This is a genomic window from Streptomyces sp. NBC_00096 (genome assembly GCF_045041305.1).
In the GTDB taxonomy this organism is placed as follows: domain Bacteria; phylum Actinomycetota; class Actinomycetes; order Streptomycetales; family Streptomycetaceae; genus Streptomyces.
On record NZ_CP108221.1, the window covers coordinates 5,010,137 to 5,027,307 of the forward strand.

Annotated in this window: 14 protein-coding genes; 7 read left to right on the forward strand and 7 right to left on the reverse strand. The window is 72.7% G+C overall.

The features are described from left to right. The first annotated feature begins 79 nt into the window (after nucleotides 1–79). Nucleotides 80–3,067, forward strand: a complete 2,988-nt coding sequence (locus OG904_RS22125) for a bifunctional [glutamine synthetase] adenylyltransferase/[glutamine synthetase]-adenylyl-L-tyrosine phosphorylase (RefSeq protein ID WP_405493560.1) — start codon at nucleotides 80–82, stop codon at nucleotides 3,065–3,067. A 139-nt stretch (nucleotides 3,068–3,206) separates the two neighbouring features. On the opposite strand, the gene OG904_RS22130 is transcribed toward OG904_RS22125, so the two are convergent. After that, entirely contained in the window at nucleotides 3,207–3,872 is a 666-nt protein-coding gene (locus OG904_RS22130) for a hypothetical protein (RefSeq protein WP_405493562.1), read from the reverse strand. 10 nt (nucleotides 3,873–3,882) lie between these two features. After that, nucleotides 3,883–4,623 carry a PP2C family protein-serine/threonine phosphatase gene (locus OG904_RS22135; protein WP_405498185.1) on the reverse strand — a complete coding sequence of 247 codons (741 nt, stop codon included), beginning with the start codon at nucleotides 4,621–4,623 and terminating at the stop codon, nucleotides 3,883–3,885. Between the two features lie 168 nt (nucleotides 4,624–4,791). Between OG904_RS22135 and OG904_RS22140 the strand changes: the two genes are divergently transcribed. Beyond that, complete coding sequence (locus OG904_RS22140; RefSeq protein WP_405493564.1) at nucleotides 4,792–5,091, forward strand: hypothetical protein; 300 nt, start codon at nucleotides 4,792–4,794, stop codon at nucleotides 5,089–5,091. Nucleotides 5,092–5,183: 92 nt separating this feature from the next. Here OG904_RS22140 and OG904_RS22145 read toward each other — a convergent pair whose 3' ends face one another. After that, nucleotides 5,184–6,059 (reverse strand): SDR family oxidoreductase, encoded by an 876-nt coding sequence (locus OG904_RS22145; RefSeq protein WP_405493566.1) that lies wholly within the window; start codon nucleotides 6,057–6,059, stop codon nucleotides 5,184–5,186. A 112-nt stretch (nucleotides 6,060–6,171) separates the two neighbouring features. Between OG904_RS22145 and OG904_RS22150 the strand changes: the two genes are divergently transcribed. Next, complete coding sequence (locus OG904_RS22150; RefSeq protein WP_405493568.1) at nucleotides 6,172–6,588, forward strand: winged helix-turn-helix transcriptional regulator; 417 nt, start codon at nucleotides 6,172–6,174, stop codon at nucleotides 6,586–6,588. Here the strand turns inward: OG904_RS22150 and OG904_RS22155 are convergent. Continuing rightward, entirely contained in the window at nucleotides 6,585–7,247 is a 663-nt protein-coding gene (locus OG904_RS22155) for a TetR/AcrR family transcriptional regulator (protein WP_405493570.1), read from the reverse strand. The two genes, OG904_RS22150 and OG904_RS22155, sit on opposite strands and share 4 nt — an antisense overlap. Before the next feature lie 144 nt (nucleotides 7,248–7,391). Between OG904_RS22155 and OG904_RS22160 the strand changes: the two genes are divergently transcribed. Beyond that, a complete protein-coding gene (locus OG904_RS22160) occupies nucleotides 7,392–9,008 on the forward strand; it encodes an amino acid permease (RefSeq protein WP_405493572.1) in 1,617 nt (538 codons plus the stop codon). Beyond that, the gene (locus tag OG904_RS22165) at nucleotides 8,930–10,531 is read left to right on the forward strand and encodes an amidohydrolase (RefSeq protein WP_405493574.1); all 1,602 of its coding nucleotides are present in this window, start codon (nucleotides 8,930–8,932) and stop codon (nucleotides 10,529–10,531) included. The genes OG904_RS22160 and OG904_RS22165 overlap by 79 nt, the downstream gene beginning before the upstream one ends. 26 nt (nucleotides 10,532–10,557) lie before the next feature. Here OG904_RS22165 and OG904_RS22170 read toward each other — a convergent pair whose 3' ends face one another. From OG904_RS22170 to OG904_RS22180, 3 genes are all read right to left on the reverse strand, one after another. Continuing rightward, complete coding sequence (locus tag OG904_RS22170) at nucleotides 10,558–11,454, reverse strand: phosphatase PAP2 family protein (protein ID WP_405493576.1); 897 nt, start codon at nucleotides 11,452–11,454, stop codon at nucleotides 10,558–10,560. Nucleotides 11,455–11,580: 126 nt separating this feature from the next. Further along, a complete protein-coding gene (locus tag OG904_RS22175; protein WP_405493578.1) occupies nucleotides 11,581–12,621 on the reverse strand; it encodes a LacI family DNA-binding transcriptional regulator in 1,041 nt (346 codons plus the stop codon). A 25-nt stretch (nucleotides 12,622–12,646) separates the two neighbouring features. Further along, nucleotides 12,647–14,533 (reverse strand): glycoside hydrolase family 13 protein, encoded by a 1,887-nt coding sequence (locus OG904_RS22180; protein WP_405493580.1) that lies wholly within the window; start codon nucleotides 14,531–14,533, stop codon nucleotides 12,647–12,649. 220 nt (nucleotides 14,534–14,753) lie between these two features. Here OG904_RS22180 and OG904_RS22185 point away from each other — a divergent pair, with 220 nt between their 5' ends. Continuing rightward, nucleotides 14,754–16,028, forward strand: coding sequence for an extracellular solute-binding protein (locus OG904_RS22185; protein ID WP_405493582.1), 1,275 nt, complete (start codon nucleotides 14,754–14,756; stop codon nucleotides 16,026–16,028). A 7-nt stretch (nucleotides 16,029–16,035) separates the two neighbouring features. Then, complete coding sequence (locus tag OG904_RS22190; protein ID WP_405493584.1) at nucleotides 16,036–17,070, forward strand: carbohydrate ABC transporter permease; 1,035 nt, start codon at nucleotides 16,036–16,038, stop codon at nucleotides 17,068–17,070. Nucleotides 17,071–17,171 lie beyond the last annotated feature (101 nt).

Sequence of the window (17,171 nt, forward strand, 5' to 3'; positions counted from 1 at the left end):
CTCCCGGGGACCACGGCTCCCGCGAACCGCCCGGCCAGGGCAGAGGCACCGACAGCCGACGTACGCGGGAGGCGACGGGATGACAGTCCCGGGACGCAGGAGCAGTACCTTCAGCCGACTGCTGCGCAGCGGATTCACCGACCCCTCCGCCGCCGCCAGGCTGCTCGACACCGACGCGCTGGCCGCCGTACGCACCGATCCGGTGCTGCTCGACGCCCTCGGAGCCACCGCCGACCCCGACCTCGCCCTCCTCGGGCTGGTCCGGCTCGCCGAGGCCCAGACCCCCGAGGAACTGCCCGTACTCCTCGACACCCTCGTCAGCGCCAAACCACTGCGCGACCGCCTCCTCGGCGTCCTCGGCGCCTCCGAGGCACTCGGCGACCACCTCGCCCGCCACCCCAGCGACTGGCAGGCCCTCGTCACCTACGAAGCCGCCGATCTGCACCCCGGGCTCCCCGAGTTCGAACGCGGCCTGGCCGGCGCCGACGACCCCGTCACCCTGCGCATCGCCTACCGCCGCTGCCTGCTCTCCATCGCCGCCCGCGACGTCTGCGCCACCATCGACGTGGCCCAGACCGCCGCCGAACTCGCCGACCTCGCCACCGCCACCCTCCGCGCGGCCCTGCGCATCGCGATCGCCGCCGCCCCCGCGGACGCGGCCGTCTGCCGGCTCGCCGTCATCGCCATGGGCAAGTGCGGCGGCAACGAACTGAACTACGTCTCCGACGTCGACGTCATCTTCGTCGGGGACGCGGCCCCCGGCGCGGACGAGGGCAAGGCCGTCCAGGCCGCCGCCCGCCTCGCCTCCCACCTCATGCGGATCTGCTCCGAGACCACCGTCGAAGGCACCATCTGGCCCGTCGACGCCAACCTCCGCCCCGAAGGCAGAAACGGTCCGCTCGTCCGCACCCTCGCCTCCCACCTCGCCTACTACCAGCGCTGGGCCAAGACCTGGGAGTTCCAGGCCCTCCTCAAGGCCCGCGCCGTCGCCGGCGACGAGGCACTCGGCGCCGAGTACATCAACGCCATAACTCCCCTCGTCTGGCAGGCCGCCGAACGCGAGAACTTCGTCGCCGACGTCCAGAAGATGCGCCGCCGGGTCGTCGACAACATCCCCGCCGCCCAGGTCGACCGCGAACTCAAACTCGGCCCCGGCGGCCTGCGCGACGTCGAGTTCGCCGTCCAGCTCCTCCAGCTCGTCCACGGCCGCTCCGACGCCACCCTGCACTCCGGCACCACCCTCGACGCCCTGCACGCGCTGGCCGCCGGCGGGTACGTCGGGCGCGCCGACGCCGCCCAGCTGCACGACGCGTACCGCTTCCTGCGCGCCATGGAGCACCGCATCCAGCTCTACCGGCTGCGCCGCACCCACCTCGTCCCCGAGGACGAGGCCGACCTGCGGCGCCTGGGCCGCTCCATGGGCCTGCGCACCGAACCCGTCGCCGAGCTCAACAAGGCCTGGCGCCGGCACGCCTCCGTCGTCCGCCGCCTGCACGAGAAGCTCTTCTACCGCCCGCTCCTCGACGCCGTCGCCCAGCTCGCCCCCGGCGAGACCCGGCTCTCCCCACGCGCCGCCGGCCAGCGCCTCGAAGCCCTCGGTTACGCCGACCCGGCCGCGGCCCTGCGCCACCTCGAAGCCCTCGCCTCCGGAGTCACCCGCAAGGCCGCCATCCAGCGCACCCTGCTGCCCGTCCTCCTCGGCTGGTTCGCCGACTCCGCCGACCCGGACGCCGGACTCCTCGGCTTCCGCAAGGTCTCCGACGCCCTCGGCAAGACCCCCTGGTACCTGCGCCTGCTGCGCGACGAGGGCGCCGCCGCGGAGAACCTCGCCCGCGTCCTGTCCGCCGGGCGCCTCGCCCCCGACCTGCTGATGCGCGCCCCCGAAGCCGTCGCCCTGCTCGGCGACCCCGAAGGACTGCAGCCCCGTACCCACGAAGCCCTGGAGCAGGAGGTGCTCGCCGCCGTCGGCCGCGCCGACAGCGCCGAAGCGGGCGTCGCCGCCGCCCGCGGGGTGCGCCGGCGCGAGCTGTTCCGTACCACCGCCGCCGACATCATCGGCTCCTACGGTACGGAGGACAGCCCGGCCGAGGAGGACCACGGAGCCCTGGTCGACCGGGTCGGCGACGCCGTCTCCGACCTCACCGCCGCCACCATCGCCGGAGCCCTGCGCGCCGCCGTCCAGGACCACTGGGGCGACACCCTGCCCACCCGCTTCGCGATCATCGGCGTCGGCCGGTTCGGCGGCCACGAGCTCGGCTACGGCTCCGACGCCGACGTCCTGTTCGTCCACGAGCCGCGCGAGGGCGTCGACGAACAGGAAGCGGCCAAGGCCGCCCAGGCCGTCATCGCCGAGATGCGCCGGCTCCTCCAACTCCCCACCGCCGACCCGCCGCTGCTCATCGACGCCGACCTGCGCCCCGAAGGCCGCTCCGGCCCGCTGGTCCGTACGCTGTCCTCCTACGCCGCCTACTACCGCCGCTGGTCACTGACCTGGGAGTCCCAGGCCCTGCTGCGCGCCGAACCGGTCGCCGGGGACATCGACCTCGGCCGCCGCTTCATCGACCTGATCGACCCGCTGCGCTACCCGGTGGAAGGCCTCCACGAGGACGCCGTCCGCGAGATCCGGCGGCTGAAGGCCCGGATGGAGTCCGAGCGGCTGCCCCGGGGGGCCGACCCGACCCTGCACACCAAACTCGGCCGCGGTGGCCTCAGCGACGTCGAATGGACCGTCCAGCTGATCCAGATGCGGCACGCCTGGGCCGAACCGGGCCTGCGCACGACCCGGACCCGCCAGGCCCTCGCCGCCGCCCACGCGGCCGGTCTGATCCCGACCGAGGAGGCGCAGATCCTGGACGAGGCCTGGGTACTGGCCACCCGGGTCCGCAACGCCGTGATGCTGGTCCGCGGCCGCGCCGGCGACACCTTCCCCTCCGACGCCCGCGAACTGGCCGCGATCGGGCGCTACCTGGGCTACCAGGAGGGCCGGGTCGGCGAAATGCTGGACGACTACCGCCGCATCACCCGCCGCGCGCGGGGCGTGGTGGACGAGCTGTTCTACGGGGCGTAGCGAGGGGAAGCGGTGGCAGCGGGAGCGCGGTGGCCCCCCGGCGGTCCGGCACCTCCGGCACCAGCGGTACCACCGCCACCGCCCAGGGACCGGATCGCCCGTCACCAACGGGTCGATCCGGCCCTCACGGCCCGGCGGCCTACGTGTGGGGGAGAGCGAAGTTGTACCCCTGGGCGCTGTGCGCACCGAACGAGGCGCAGACGCCGTCGCCCGAATAACCCCAGAAGTACATCGAGTAGCACTTCTGGCAGAAGCGCCAGCTCCGCTGCCGGGTCGGGGTTTCGGAAATGTCGTGCGGCAGGACGAAGTTGTAGCCCTGGGCGCCGTGCGCACCTCCGGCCGGGCAGACGCCGTCGCCCGAATAGCCCCAGAAGAACATCGCGTAACACTTCTGACAGAAGCGCCAGTTCTTCTGCGCCGTGGACGTCTCGGCAACGTCATGGGGCAGGACGAAGTTGTAGCCCTGGGCGCCGTGCGCACCTCCGGCCGGGCAGACGCCGTCGCCCGAATAGCCCCAGAAGAACATCACGTAGCACTTCTGACAGAAGCGCCAGTTGTTCTGATCGGCCTGTGTGCCGGTAGGGGCGGCCGTGGCGGATGAGGTTCCCACCAGGGTCCCGGCAGCCGCGACGGCGATGATCCCCGCCCCCGCTCCGGCGGCGCGGCCCAGGAATGCGCGCCGGCTGGATGGTGTCGATGCCGAATGATCGCTCGGTAAGCCCATGTCCATCTCTCTGTCGAGTTCGCTGGAATGTGCGTGCGGAGCTTGCGAGCAGATCGTGTCCGCGGATCGGCGGACGGTCAAGAGGGCGTTTTCACGCGCCGATGCGGACCAGCGCGAGGGTGATGTTGTCGGGGCCCCCGGCCTCGATGGCGGCCTTCCACAGCTCGTACGCCGCCTTGCTGTCCTCGTGGACCCGCAGTACCTCGTCGATGGCCTCCTCGGGCACCGGGTCGGTCAGCCCGTCGCTGCACAGCAGGTAGCGGTCGCCCGTGGACAGCGGGAGGTTCACCACATGGGGGGTGAGGACGTGCTCGGCGCGGCTGCCGCCGAGCGTCTGCGTGACGACCGACGTCGTACGCCGCCCCGGCTCCGGTGGAGGGCTGTCGTCCACGCTGACCTGGCGCAGTCCGCCGGCCGTCACGTGGAAGACCTTGCTGTCGCCGACGTTGAACGACAGCAGCGAATCCTCCAGCACGAGGACGCCGGCCACCGTGGTCCCCATGGCGGTCAGGTCCGGACGGCCGTCGGCGGCCGAGTGCACCGCGCGGTTGCAGAGGTTCAGCGCGTCCTCGACGGCCAGGGCGCCGTCCAGCGAGGGGCCGAGCAGGGCGAGCCGGCGGACGACGAGCTCACTGGCGACCTCCCCGGCCGGCTGGCCCCCGAGCCCGTCGGCCACCGCGACGACGAGCGGTCTGCCGAGGGGGAACAGGAGGGTCTGGGGGCTCCGGGTCGTGGTCCCGCACAGCGTCCACGGTCCGATGACGAGGCTGTCCTCGTTGTGCTCGCGGACCAGCCCGACATGACTCAGGGCGGTCACGGCTATGTACGCCACCACGAGGTCCCGCCTCTCCGCAACGGCAGACGCGTTCCTTTCCCCCTCCCCATCATTGTCGCGCCGCCCGGCATGCGGCGCGTGATCTGCCGGAGGACGCTGGTCCTGGGTCGAAGTGACCGTAGTGACCGAAGACCGAAGCGGGACCCGAGGGAAGGACTGCGGGAGATGTTCGCGAGACTGAGCACCTACCAGGGATCACCTGTTCCCGCGACCGGAGACGTCGCCGCGAGCTCGGAGGCGATCGTCCAGCGGGTCCGGGACGTTCCCGGCTTCCGGGGCGTGTACTACCTCGTCGACCGGGCCTCGGGCAGGGCCATGTCGCTGACCCTGTGGGAGGACGAGCGGACCATGCGCGAGAGCGAGGACCGCGGTGCGCAGATCCGCGAGGAAACGGCGCAGCGGGAAGGCCAGCGGATCGTCTCGGTCGAACGCTTCGAGGTCGGATTCGGCCACCTCGAGCCGTAGGGGACCCGGGTCGTCGCGCGGAGCCGTAGGGACCTGGGCCGGACCCGGGCCAGACCCCAGCCCGACCCCGGTCGCCCGGAGCCGCGCAGGTATCAGCCCGCGCTCGGTACGGCGGCCACGGCCTCCGCGACCGTCCGCTCCATCGGCGTCGTGGCGCGACCGATCAGCCGGGCCAGGTCACCGGAGGTGCCCGCCAGGCGGCCGCGCCCGACGGCCAGGTCCACGTCGACCAGGATCTCGGCGAACGGGGCCGGGACCCCCGCGCCGGTCAGGACGGCGAGGTGGGCCTCCGGGGTCACCGGGTTGTACGCGATCTCGCGCCCGGAGGCCGCCGCCACCGCCGCCGCGTACTCCGCGAAGGACCAGGCCACGTCGCCGCTCAGCTCGTACGCCTTGCCGAGGTGGCCCTCCCCGGTCACCACGGCAGCGGCCGCAGCCGCGTAGTCGGCCCGCGCCGCCGAGGCCACCCGGCCCTCGCCGGCGTTGGAGAGGACCGCCCCGTGCGCGAGCACCGGGGCCAGGTTGCCGGTGTGGTTCTCGGTGTACCAGCCGTTGCGCAGGAAGGTGTGCGGCAGACCCGAGGCGAGGATCAGCTCCTCGGTCGCCCGGTGCTCGGCGGCCAGCTCGAAGTCCGCTTCCGGCCCGCCCAGGATGCCGGTGTAGGCGAACTGCGCCACCCCGGCCTCCTTCGCCGCGTCGATCACGGCGGCGTGCTGGGGCACCCGGCGGCCGACCTCGCTGCCGGAGATCATCAGCACCCGGTCGCCTGAGCGGAAGGCGCCGGCGAGCGTCCCGGGGACGCTGTAGTCGGCGATGCGCAGTTCGATGCCCAGCGCGGCGAGCGGGGCGGCCTTCTCCTCGTCGCGGACGACGGCGGCGATCTCCCCGGCGGGGACCCCCTTGGCGAGCAGCTCGTCGATGACGAGACGGCCGAGGGCTCCGGTGGCTCCGGTGACGACGATGCTCATGGTGAACGACTCCCTGGTCTTGCTTCCTTGCTCCCCGTTTCCGGGCTTGTGCACTCACCGTACGGCGGGCACTAACCAAACGACAGTACCCACTTTGAAGTAAGGTACTGGCATGGGAGTAAGCGACAAATGGGCCCGGGCCGAGGCCATGTGCCCGCACCGGCTCGTCCTGGAGCACGTCACCAGCCGCTGGGGAGTCCTCGCGCTGGACGCGCTGCTCGACCGGTCGTACCGGTTCAGCGAACTGCGCCGGGAGGTCGGCAGGGTCGCCAACGTCAGCGAGAAGATGCTGGCCCAGACCCTCCAGACGCTGGAGCGCGACGGTTTCGTGCGCCGCGACGCCAAGCCCGTCATCCCGCCCCGCGTCGACTATTCGCTCACCCCGCTGGGCCGCGAGGCCGCCGAACAGGTCCGCGCCCTCGCCCGCTGGACCGGCCTGCGCATGGATGCGGTGCAGCAGGCGCGCGAGGCGTACGACCGGGCGAAGGAGGCGGGCCGGGCGCAGGAGGGCGAGGCGGTGCTCCGCTAGCCCGCCTCCGCCTCCGCCTCCGCCTCCGCCTCCGCCGCGCCCGCGTTCCCGCCCCCGCCCCCGCCCCGCAGGGTCCGGGCGTGGGCCAGGAACGCCGCCAGGCCCACCTCGAAGGCGGCCTCCGCGCGGCCCGGGCCCGGCGTCGCGGCCAGCGCCCGCGCCAGCAGCGGGGTCTGCGGGGTCGGCTCCCACATGGCGTCCGGGGCCGCGAGGTCCAGGGCCGAGCCCAGGACCAGGTTCTCCAGCCCCGTCAGCAGCGGCATCACCCGCTCCGCGGGGAAGCCGGCCCGCAGCAGCAGCGCCACCGCCTGCTCGTACTGCGCCAGCACCGCGGGCGCCCGTACCGGGGTGGTCATCAGCAGGGGGATGGCGCGCGGATAGGCGGCGAAGGCGGCCCGGTAGGAGCGCGCCCAGGCCTCCAGGGCGCCGTCCCAGGGCTCGGCGGCCAGGGCCCCGCCGTCGATCAGGGCGCACACCCGTTCCCGGATCAGCTCGATCACTCCGGCCCGGCCGTCCACGTGGTGATACAGCGACCCGGTCTGCACCCCGAGCGCCCGGGCGATCTGCGGAACACTGAACTCACCCTGCTCCGCCAGCAGTTGCAAGCCGGTCGCACCGATCCGCTCCCGGTCGAGCAAGGGGGTGCGCGGCCGCGCCATCGTATTTCTCCCGCCGTCAGGTCTTCCCGTACGCCAAAACCGGAGGCTACATTGCCGCAAACCGAAAGCCTTTAGGTTTTCGCGTCCCCGTCCCCGTCCCGTCCCCATCACTGCCGCCCGCCGTCCGCAGAAGGGTGCTCCCGCATGCCCGAAACGCCCGAGCCGCCGAAGCCGCCGGACCCGTCGAGACCCCGTACCGACCTGCGCCACGGAGCGCTCGGCACGGCCGACATCTCCTTCTTCGTCGTCTCCGCCGCCGCCCCGCTCACCGTCATGGCAGGCGTCGCGCCCGTCGCGATCCTGCTCGGCGGCATCGGCGCACCCGCCGGATACCTCCTCGCGGGCCTCACCCTCGCGGTCTTCGCCGTCGGCTTCACCACCATGAGCCGCCACGTCCGCAGCGCCGGAGCCTTCTACGCGTACATCGCCCGGGGCCTCGGCAAGCGCGTCGGCATCGGCGCCGCCCTGCTCGCCCTCGTCGGCTACAACGGCATGGAGATCGGCGTCTACGGCCTCCTCGGCACCACCACCGCCGACACCGCCCGCTCCCTGGCCGGCCTCGACGTCCCCTGGCTGCCCGTCTCCCTCGCCGGCCTCGGCCTCGTCTGGTACGGCGGCTTCCGCTCCATCGACTTCGGCGCCAAGCTGCTCGGCGTCCTGCTCGTCGCCGAAACCGGAATACTCGTCCTGCTCGCCGCGGGCGTCCTCCTCGAGGGCGGCGCCCACGGCCTCTCCGCCGGATCCTTCGCCCCCGGCGCGGTGCTCGTCCCCGGCACCGCCGCCGTCCTGGCCTTCGCCTTCGCCGCCTTCACCGGCTTCGAGTCCACCGTCATCTACCGCCGCGAGGCCCGCGACCCCGACCGGACCATCCCGCGCGCCACCTACATCGCCGTCGCCTTCCTCGGCCTCTTCTACGCCTTCATCGTCTGGACCGTCATCCAGGCCTTCGGCTCCGGGGAGGTGATCACCGCGGCCACCGAGGACCCCGCCGGGCTCTTCTTCACCGCCATCACCACCTACGTCGGCCCCTGGGCGGCCGACCTGATGCACGTCTTCATCGTCACCAGCGTCATCGCCTCCCTCCTGGCCTTCCACAACGCCATCAACCGGTACGCACTCGCCCTCGCCGAAGAAGGCGTCCTGCCCGCCGCCCTCGGCCGGATCCACCCGCGCCACGGCTCCCCGTACCTCGCGGGCCTCGCCCAGACCGTCCTCGGCGCCGTCATCGTCCTCGGCTTCGCGCTCGCCGGAGCCGACCCGTACCAGCAGCTCCTGCTCTGGGTGAACACCCCGGGCATGATCGGGCTCATGGCCCTGATGCTGCTCGCCGCCATCGCCGTACCCGTCTACTTCCGCCGCGTCCGGCACGGTGAAGGCCCCTGGCGGACCCTGGTCGCGCCCGTGACCGCCGCCGTGCTGCTGGCCGTCGCGATCTGCCTGGTCGTCTCCAAGGTGGGCCTGTTCACCATGGCCTCCACCACCGTCAACACCCTCCTCGTGGCCCTCGTCCCCGCCGTGTTCCTGGCCGGGCTCGTCCTCGCCCAGCGGCTGAAGACCCGCAGACCCGAGGTCTACGCCCGGTTCGCCGAGGAGCCCGCGAACCCGCGAGCCGACGCGCAGCTCCAGGCGCAAGCCGACCCGCAAACCCATCCCCAAACCCACCCGCAAGGAGAAGAACCGCCGTGCCCGCTGCCGACACCGTCCTCACCGGAGCCCGAGTCCGCACCCTCGACCCCGCCCGCCCCGAGGCCCGCGCGGTAGCCGTCCTCGGCGGCGAGATCGTCGCCGTCGGCGAAGAGGCGGACGTCCGCGACTGGCGCGGTCCCGGCACGGAAACCGTCGACCTCGCCGGCGCCACCCTCACCCCCGGCCTCACCGATGCCCACAACCACCCGGTCTGGGGCATCGAGATGGCCACCGGTACGGACCTCTCCGCCGTCGGCGACCTCGACCAGCTCCGCGCCGCTCTGCGCACCGCCGGGCGGGGCCCCGGCGGCTGGGTCACCGGCTTCGGCCTCGACCACAATGCCTTCGGCGGCCGCCCCGTGGACAAGGCACTGGTCGAGGAGGCCCTCGCCGGCGCCCCCGCCTTCCTGCGCCTCTACGACGGCCACTCCGCCCTCGCCTCCGGCGCGGCCCTGGCCGCCGCCGGGATCACCGGACCGCGCACCTTCGCCCAGCGCTCCGAGATCGTCTGCGACGCCGCCGGGCGGCCCACCGGCCACCTGATCGAGCAAGCGGCGATGGACCTGGTCGGCTCCCTCGCGCCGAAGCCCGCGTACGCCGAACGCCGGGGACGCCTCACCCGGCTCCTCGCCGACATGGCCGCCACCGGCCTGACCGGCGCCCACGTCATGGACCTCGGGGACGGGGACGTACCGGCCCTGCTCGCGACCGCGGAGTACGAGGGGGACCTGGCGCTGCGGCTGAACCTGTCGCCCTGGTGCATGCCGGGCGCCACCGCGGAGGACCTGGGCGGGCTGATCGCGGCCCAGCGGCTCGCGGGCCGCCACTGGCGGGTCGGCGGGGTGAAGTTCTTCATGGACGGCACCGTCGAGGGCGGCACCGCCTGGCTGGAGCACGCCGACTGCCACGGCCAGGGTACGGACGCCTTCTGGCCCGACCCGCGGGCATACGCCCACGCCGTGGGGGTCCTCGACGCGGCAGGGGTGCGCACCGCGACCCACGCCATCGGCGACGCGGCGGTCCGGCACGTCCTGGACACGGTGGCCGCACTCGGCGAGCGGGCCCGGATGCGGCACCGGATCGAGCACATCGAGACGGTCCCGGACGACCAGCTGCCCCGGTTCGCGGAGCTCGGGGTGATCGCCTCGATGCAGCCGCCGCACACCGCGTACACCCGGGCCGACCACAGCGACGAGTGGTCCAAGCGGCTGGGGGAGGAGCGGGCCGGCCACGCCTGGCGCTGCCGGGACCTGCGCGAAGCGGGCGCGGTGCTCGCCCTCGGCTCGGACTGGCCCATCGCCCACTACGACGCCCGCCAGGTGCTGGCGGACGCCCGCAGCCCGCGCGGCGCGGCCTCGGCCGGTACGGGGGCCTGGACCGGGGCGGCCCTGACCGGACTGATGGCCCTGGAGGGCATGACCTCGCACGCCGCGCTCGCGGCGGGGGAAGGGGCGCTCGCGGGCCGGATCGCGGCCGGTTTCCGGGCGGACCTGACGGCCTTCGGCGTGGACCCCGTGGAGGCCCCGGCGGACGAGCTGGCCGGGGCTCCGGTCCGCCTCACGATGTCGGGGGGCCGGATCACGCACCGGGCGGGGTGAGGCCCGCGGGCCTCACGCTCAGCGGCTCAGCGCCGGAAGCGGTTGAGCACGGCCGCCGCCACCGGGTGGCGGCCGGTCTCCTCCGGCCGGCGCGGCAGCCGGTGCGGGAGGGACCCGTACCAGGCACGGGAGACGGTGTAGCCGAAGGCCAGGCAGAGCATGCCGCCGACGGCGTCGAGCCAGAAGTGGTTGGCGGTGGACACGATCACGATCAGCGTCGCCGCGGGGTAGAGCAGGCCCAGGATCCGGGCCCAGGGGGCGGAGGCGACCGCGAAGATCGTCAGCCCGCACCAGAGCGACCACCCTATGTGCATGGACGGCATGGCCGCGTACTGGTTCGACATGTGCTTGAGGTTGCCCGAGGCCATGGAGCCCCAGGTGTGGTGGACCAGCACGGTGTCGACGAAGCTCTGCCCGTTCATCAGCCGGGGCGGCGCGAGCGGGTAGAAGTAGTAGCCGAGCAGGGCGACGCCCGTGGTGGCGAAGAGGACCAGCCGCGTCGCCGCGTAGCGCCCCGGATGAAAGCGGTAGATCCAGACCAGGACGCCGATGGTCATGATGAAGTGGAGCGTGGCGTAGTAGTAGTTCATGCCCACCACCAGCCACGTCACCGAGTTCACGGCGTGGTTGACGCTCTGCTCCACGGCGATGCCGAGGGCGTGCTCCGTCTTCCAGATCCAGTCGGCGTTCGCCAGGGCGGCCGCCTTCTGCTCGGGCACGGCGTTGCGGATCAGCGAGTACGTCCAGTAGCTGACCACGATGAGCAGGATCTCGAACCAGAGCCGGGGCCGCCGGGCCATCCGCAGCCGGGCGAGCAGGGACGGCCCGGGCGCCGTGGGCGCCGGGCGGTCCAGGCCCTCGGTCACGGGGGGTGACGAGACGTCCGTCCGGGTATCCAGTGTCTTCACGCTCGCTTCACCCATAGGAAAAGAGTCTGCCAGATGCGTTCTCGCCCTCGATCATCCCCTGGGACTGTCTTGGGCGCAGCCTCTCCGCCTTCAGGACGACCCGATCCCTTGTGTCCCTAGGGGAAACCGGGGGCCCGGACCTCAGGGGCGCGCGGGGCCCCGGCCCTGCTGCGGGCCCGAAGCGGTCGAACCGCGGACCACCAGCTCGGGCAGGAAAACGAACTCGCTGTGCGGCGCCGGCGTACCGCCGATCTCCTCCAGCAGCGTCCGCACCGCGGCCTGCCCCATGGCCTGCACGGGCTGCCGGATGGTGGTCAGCGGCGGATCGGTGAACGCTATGAGCGGGGAGTCGTCGAAGCCCACGACCGACACGTCCTGCGGGACCCGGAGCCCCTGCTGCCGCGCGGCCCGGATCGCGCCGAGCGCCATCATGTCGCTCGCGCACACCACCGCCGTGCAGCCCCGGGAGATGAGCGCGGCCGCGGCGGCCTGGCCGCCCTCCAGCGTGTAGAGGGAGTGCTGGATGAGCTCCTCGACCTCGTCCTCGCCGAGCCCGAGCCGCTCCTTCATGCCCAGCCGGAAGCCCTCGATCTTGCGGACCACCGGCACGAACCGCTTGGGTCCGACGGCCAGCCCGATCCGGGTGTGCCCGAGCGCGGTCAGGTGGGTCACGGCGAGCTGCATCGCGGCCCGGTCGTCGGGGGAGACGAAGGGGGCCTGCACCTTGTCGGAGAAGCCGTTGATGAGGACGTACGGGACGCCCTGGCCGCGGAGTTGGTCGTAGCGGCCCATGTCGGCCGTGGTGTCCGCGTGCAGTCCGGAGACGAAGATGATCCCGGAGACCCCGCGGTCGACCAGCATCTCCGTCAGCTCGTCCTCGGTGGACCCGCCGGGCGTCTGCGTGGCCAGCACCGGCGTGTACCCCTGCCGGGTCAGCGCCTGGCCGATGACCTGGGCGAGCGCCGGGAAGATGGGGTTGTCCAGCTCGGGAGTTATCAGGCCGACGAGTCCCGCGCTGCGCTGGCGCAGCCGTACGGGGCGTTCGTAGCCGAGCACGTCGAGGGCGGCCAGCACGGATTCGCGGGTGCCTGCGGCCACACCGGGCTTGCCGTTGAGCACGCGGCTGACTGTGGCTTCGCTGACCCCCGCCTGGGCTGCGATGTCGGCTAGCCGTGCGGTCACGGGATTGGACTGTACCGGTCGCACGCTACAAAGCCCACCAGGTGCACGAATCCGGGGGAAGGCGGACGGTCCGCCCGTCCGTCTCGACCGGAGCGCTGGAGAGTACGGGGCGGCCGGGCGAGGGGAGTTCGAGCACGGTGGGCCGGGTGTTGAGGGTGCAGGCGAACCCGGGCCGGGTGAAGAGGAGCACCCCCTCGGGCGCGGGCAGCCACTGCATGCCGGTACCTCCGGTGGTGTCGGGGGTGGCCGCGTCGGGGGTGGAGGCGCCGGGGGTGGCCGCGTCGGAGGTGGCGGAGGCGGCCCCGGCCGCGCCCGCCTCCGGCGCCCCGAGGCCCGGCAGGGCGCGGCGCAGCTCCAGGGCGGCGCGGTAGAGCTCCAGGGTGGAGTGCGGATCGCCGGTCTGCGCGGCCACGCTGAGCCCGGCCCAGCCGTCGGGCTGGGGGAGCCAGCTCCCGGCCGGCCCGAAGTCGTACGGGGGCTCCTGTCCCGACCAGGGGATCGGCACCCGGCAGCCGTCGCGCAGCCCCTCCTGCCCGGCCGCCTCGGCCCCGGCCCCGGTACTGGCCCCGGCCCCGGCCCCGGCCCCGGCCTCGGCACTGGCCCCGGCCGGGGCCCCGGCCCCGGCGCTGGCACCGGCCCCGGCTCCAGCCCCGGCGGCGGCCGTGGCCCCGGCCCCGGCGGTGGTCGTGGCCCCGGTGTCCGGCGCGCGGCGCCCGCGGCGGAACGCCGGGTCCTGGCGGACGGCGTCGGGGAGGTCGGTGACCTCGGGCAGGCCGAGCTCCTCGCCCTGGTAGACGTACGCCGACCCGGGCAGCGCCAGCATCAGCAGCGCGGCCGCCCGCGCCCTCGCCAGGCTGCCGTAGCGCGTGCGGTGACGCACCACGTCGTGGTTGGACAGCACCCACGTCGTCGGGGCGCCCACCGAGGCGGTGGCGGCCAGCGACTCGTCGACGACGGCCCGCATCGCTCCGGCGTCCCACGGGCAGTTCAGGAAGCGGAAGTTGAAGGCCTGGTGCAGTTCGTCGGGGCGGACGTACAGCGCGAGCCGCTCGGAGGTGGGGGCCCAGGCCTCGGCGACCCCGATGCGCTGGCCCCCGTAGGAATCGAGCAGCCGCCGCCACGTGCGGTGGATCGCGTGGACGCCGTCCTGGTCGAAGAAGGGGAGCGGCTCGGTGCCGATGAGGGTGGCCTGGGCGCCGCGGCCGATGTCCGGCAGCCCCGGGGCCTTGATCATGCCGTGGGCCACGTCCACGCGGAAGCCGTCGACCCCGATGTCGAGCCAGAAGCGCAGGACGGAGGCGAACTCCTCGGCGACCTCGGGGTTCTCCCAGTTCAGGTCCGGCTGCTCGGGGGCGAAGAGGTGCAGGTACCAGGCGCCGTCGGGGGTCCGGCTCCAGGCGGGCCCGCCGAAGACCGACTCCCAGTCGTTGGGCGGGAGCTCCCCGGCAGGCCCCCGTCCCGGGTGGAAGTGGTAGCGCTCCCGGGCCCGCTCCCGGACCCCCGGCGCACCGGCCAGCGCCTCCAGGAACCAGGCGTGCCGCTCGGAGGTGTGGTTCGGCACCACGTCCACGATCACCCGCAGGCCCAGCTCGTGGGCGGCGCGGACGAGGTCGTCGGCGTCGGAGAGGTCCCCGAAGAGCGGGTCGACGGTCCGGTAGTCGGCGACGTCGTAGCCGCCGTCGGCCTGCGGGGAGACGTAGAAGGGGGTCAGCCACACCGCGTCGACGCCGAGCCGGGCCAGGTGGGGGAGGCGTTCGCGGACCCCGCGCAGGTCCCCGACGCCGTCGCCGTCGCTGTCGGCGAAGGAGCGCACGTACACCTGGTAGATGACGGCATCGCGCCACCAGCCGCCGCTGGACACGGCATTGCTGGAAGCGCTTGCAAGCCGGGAGGCGGTCAACTCGTGGGTCATATCGGGTCAACGCGCGTACACACCCCCTGGTTGCGGGCCCGGGCGGTCGAAGACGGTTCGAACTAACAGCAAGCCGCGGCAACCGTACGGACACACGGATGTAACGATCAGAGTCTCTTGCAGAAAATTGCCGCAAGCTCTTTCGGTCGGCTTTCAGGCTTGTTACGTTCTCGGCAACTCGGGACCGCGAGGCGCGGCCGGGATCATCGAAGGAGTTCATATGCGGCGTGGCATAGCGGCCACCGCGCTGGTCGCGGCTCTGGCGCTCGCGGCGACGGCTTGCGGCGGTGACACCAAGGACGGCAGCGACGGCGCCAAGGCCGACGGGGAGCTCTCCGGCACGGTCACGTGGTGGGACACCTCGAACGACGCCGAGAAGGCGTCCTTCCAGAAGCTCGCCGAGGCGTTCACCGCCAAGCACCCCAAGGTGACCGTCAAGTACGTCAACGTCCCGTACGGCGACGCCCAGAACAAGGTCAAGAACGCCTTCAGCAGCGGCTCCGAGGCCCCCGACGTCATCCGCTCCGACGTGGGCTGGGTCGCCGACTTCGCCTCCCTCGGCTACCTCGCCGAGGTCCCGGCAGGCACGGCCAAGAAGGTCGACGCCGAGTTCCTGCCCCAGGCCGCGGCCAGCGGCAAGTACGAGGGCAAGACCTACGCCGTCCCGCAGGTCATCGACTCCCTCGGCCTCTTCTACAACAAGAAGATGCTCGCCGACGCCGGCGTCCAGCCCCCCAAGACGCTGGAGGAGCTGAAGACCGCCTCCGCCGCGATCAAGGCCAAGAGCGGCAAGGCCGGCCTCTACCTGCGCGGCGACGACTCCTACTGGTTCCTCCCGCTCATCTACGGAGAGGGCGGCGACCTCGTCGACGCGAAGACCAAGACCGTCACCGTGGACAACGCGGCGGGCGTCAAGGCCTTCAAGACCGCCCGCGACCTGGTCACCTCGGGTGCGGCGATCACCAACGCCACCGACGGCTGGACCAACATGCAGACCGCCTTCAAGTCGGGCGAGGTCGCGATGATGATCAACGGCCCGTGGGCGGTGGCCGACAGCTACGCCGGCGACCAGTTCAAGGACAAGGCCAACCTCGGCATCGCCGCCGTCCCGGCCGGCTCCGTCAAGGCCGGCGCCCCGCAGGGCGGCCACGACCTCGCCGTCTACGCGGGCTCCAAGAACATCCCCGCCGCGCAGGCCTTCGTCGACTACATGACCTCCCAGGAGGTCCAGGTGCAGTCCACCAAGGAGCTGAGCCTGCTCCCCACCCGGACCGCCGCCTACGAGCAGCCCGACGTGAAGTCCAACGAGATGGTGCAGTTCTTCAAGCCGGCCGTGGACAAGGCCGTCGAGCGCGCCTGGATCCCGGAGAACGGATCCCTCTTCGAGCCGCTCAAGGTCGAGTACACCAAGGCGATCACCGGGACCTCGACCCCGGAGGACGCGGCCAAGGCGTCCGGCGTCGAATTCCGCAAGATCCTCAAGGGTTGGAAGTAGCGAAAAGATGGCTGCTCACACCAGCCAGTCGGTGGCGAAGGCCGCGGGCAGCGAGGTCGGTCCTGACGCCGACCGCGCCGCCCGCGGCCCCAGCCGCAGGACTGACAGCAGGAACCGTCCCGGGCTGAGGCGGGCGCTGGCCACCCACTGGTACGCCTGGGCCATGGTCACCCCCGTGGTGCTCGTGCTCGGCGTGATCATCGGCTGGCCGCTCGTCCGCGGCGTCTACCTGTCGCTGACCGACGCCACCGAGCGCAACGTCGGCCGCACGATCGGCGCCAACCACATCGAGGCGACGTACAAGTTCGTCGGGCTCGACAACTACGCCGCCGTCCTCGCCGACCCGGTGTTCCTGCAGCGGCTGGTGTGGACGGTGGTGTGGACCGTCGCCTGCGTGTCGATCACCTTCGCGCTCGGCCTCGCCCTCGCCACCGTGCTCAACCGCGAGTTCAGGGGCCGCGCCGCCTACCGGATGGCGCTCATCCTGCCCTGGGCCGTCCCCGGATTCGTCTCCGTCTTCGCCTGGCGGTTCCTCTTCAACCGCGACAACGGCATCCTCAACAAGATCCTTGAGGGCGGCGGCATCACCGCCGTCCCGTGGCTCGACGACCCCACCTGGGCCAAGGTCGCCGTCATCGCCGTCAACGTCTGGCTCGGCGTCCCCTTCATGATGGTCGCCCTGCTCGGCGGAATGCAGTCGATCCCCGGCGAGCTCTACGAGGCCGCCGAGATGGACGGGGCCGGACCCTGGCAGCGGTTCCGCCACATCACCCTGCCGGGGCTGCGCACCGTCAGCATGACCGTGATCCTGCTCTCCACCATCTGGACCTTCAACATGTTCCCGGTGATCTTCCTGCTCACCCGGGGCGGACCGGGCGACTCCACGGAGATCCTGGTGACCCAGGCCTTCCGCGAGGCGTTCGTGTCCAGCCCGCGCGACTTCGCCGGCTCGGCGACGTGGGGCGTACTGATCCTCCTGCTGCTCATGATCTTCGCGCTGGTCTACCGGCGCTCGCTGCGCAAGCAGGGAGAGGTGTGGTGACCGTGACGACGACCTCCAAGACGGCGGACTCCCCGGCCGAGCCCGCCAAGACCACGACCGCCAAGACCGCGGCCTCCACGGCGACCGGGGCCCGCCCGCGC

Coding starts and splice junctions, on each gene's coding strand:
- OG904_RS22125 (WP_405493560.1), top strand. CDS start 80: ATGACAGTCCCGGGACGCAGGAGCAGTACCTTCAGCCGACTGCTGCGC.
- OG904_RS22140 (WP_405493564.1), top strand. CDS start 4,792: ATGTTCGCGAGACTGAGCACCTACCAGGGATCACCTGTTCCCGCGACC.
- OG904_RS22145 (WP_405493566.1), bottom strand. CDS start 6,059: ATGAGCATCGTCGTCACCGGAGCCACCGGAGCCCTCGGCCGTCTCGTC.
- OG904_RS22150 (WP_405493568.1), top strand. CDS start 6,172: ATGGGAGTAAGCGACAAATGGGCCCGGGCCGAGGCCATGTGCCCGCAC.
- OG904_RS22155 (WP_405493570.1), bottom strand. CDS start 7,247: ATGGCGCGGCCGCGCACCCCCTTGCTCGACCGGGAGCGGATCGGTGCG.
- OG904_RS22160 (WP_405493572.1), top strand. CDS start 7,392: ATGCCCGAAACGCCCGAGCCGCCGAAGCCGCCGGACCCGTCGAGACCC.
- OG904_RS22170 (WP_405493576.1), bottom strand. CDS start 11,454: ATGGGTGAAGCGAGCGTGAAGACACTGGATACCCGGACGGACGTCTCG.
- OG904_RS22180 (WP_405493580.1), bottom strand. CDS start 14,533: ATGACCCACGAGTTGACCGCCTCCCGGCTTGCAAGCGCTTCCAGCAAT.
- OG904_RS22185 (WP_405493582.1), top strand. CDS start 14,754: ATGCGGCGTGGCATAGCGGCCACCGCGCTGGTCGCGGCTCTGGCGCTC.
- OG904_RS22190 (WP_405493584.1), top strand. CDS start 16,036: ATGGCTGCTCACACCAGCCAGTCGGTGGCGAAGGCCGCGGGCAGCGAG.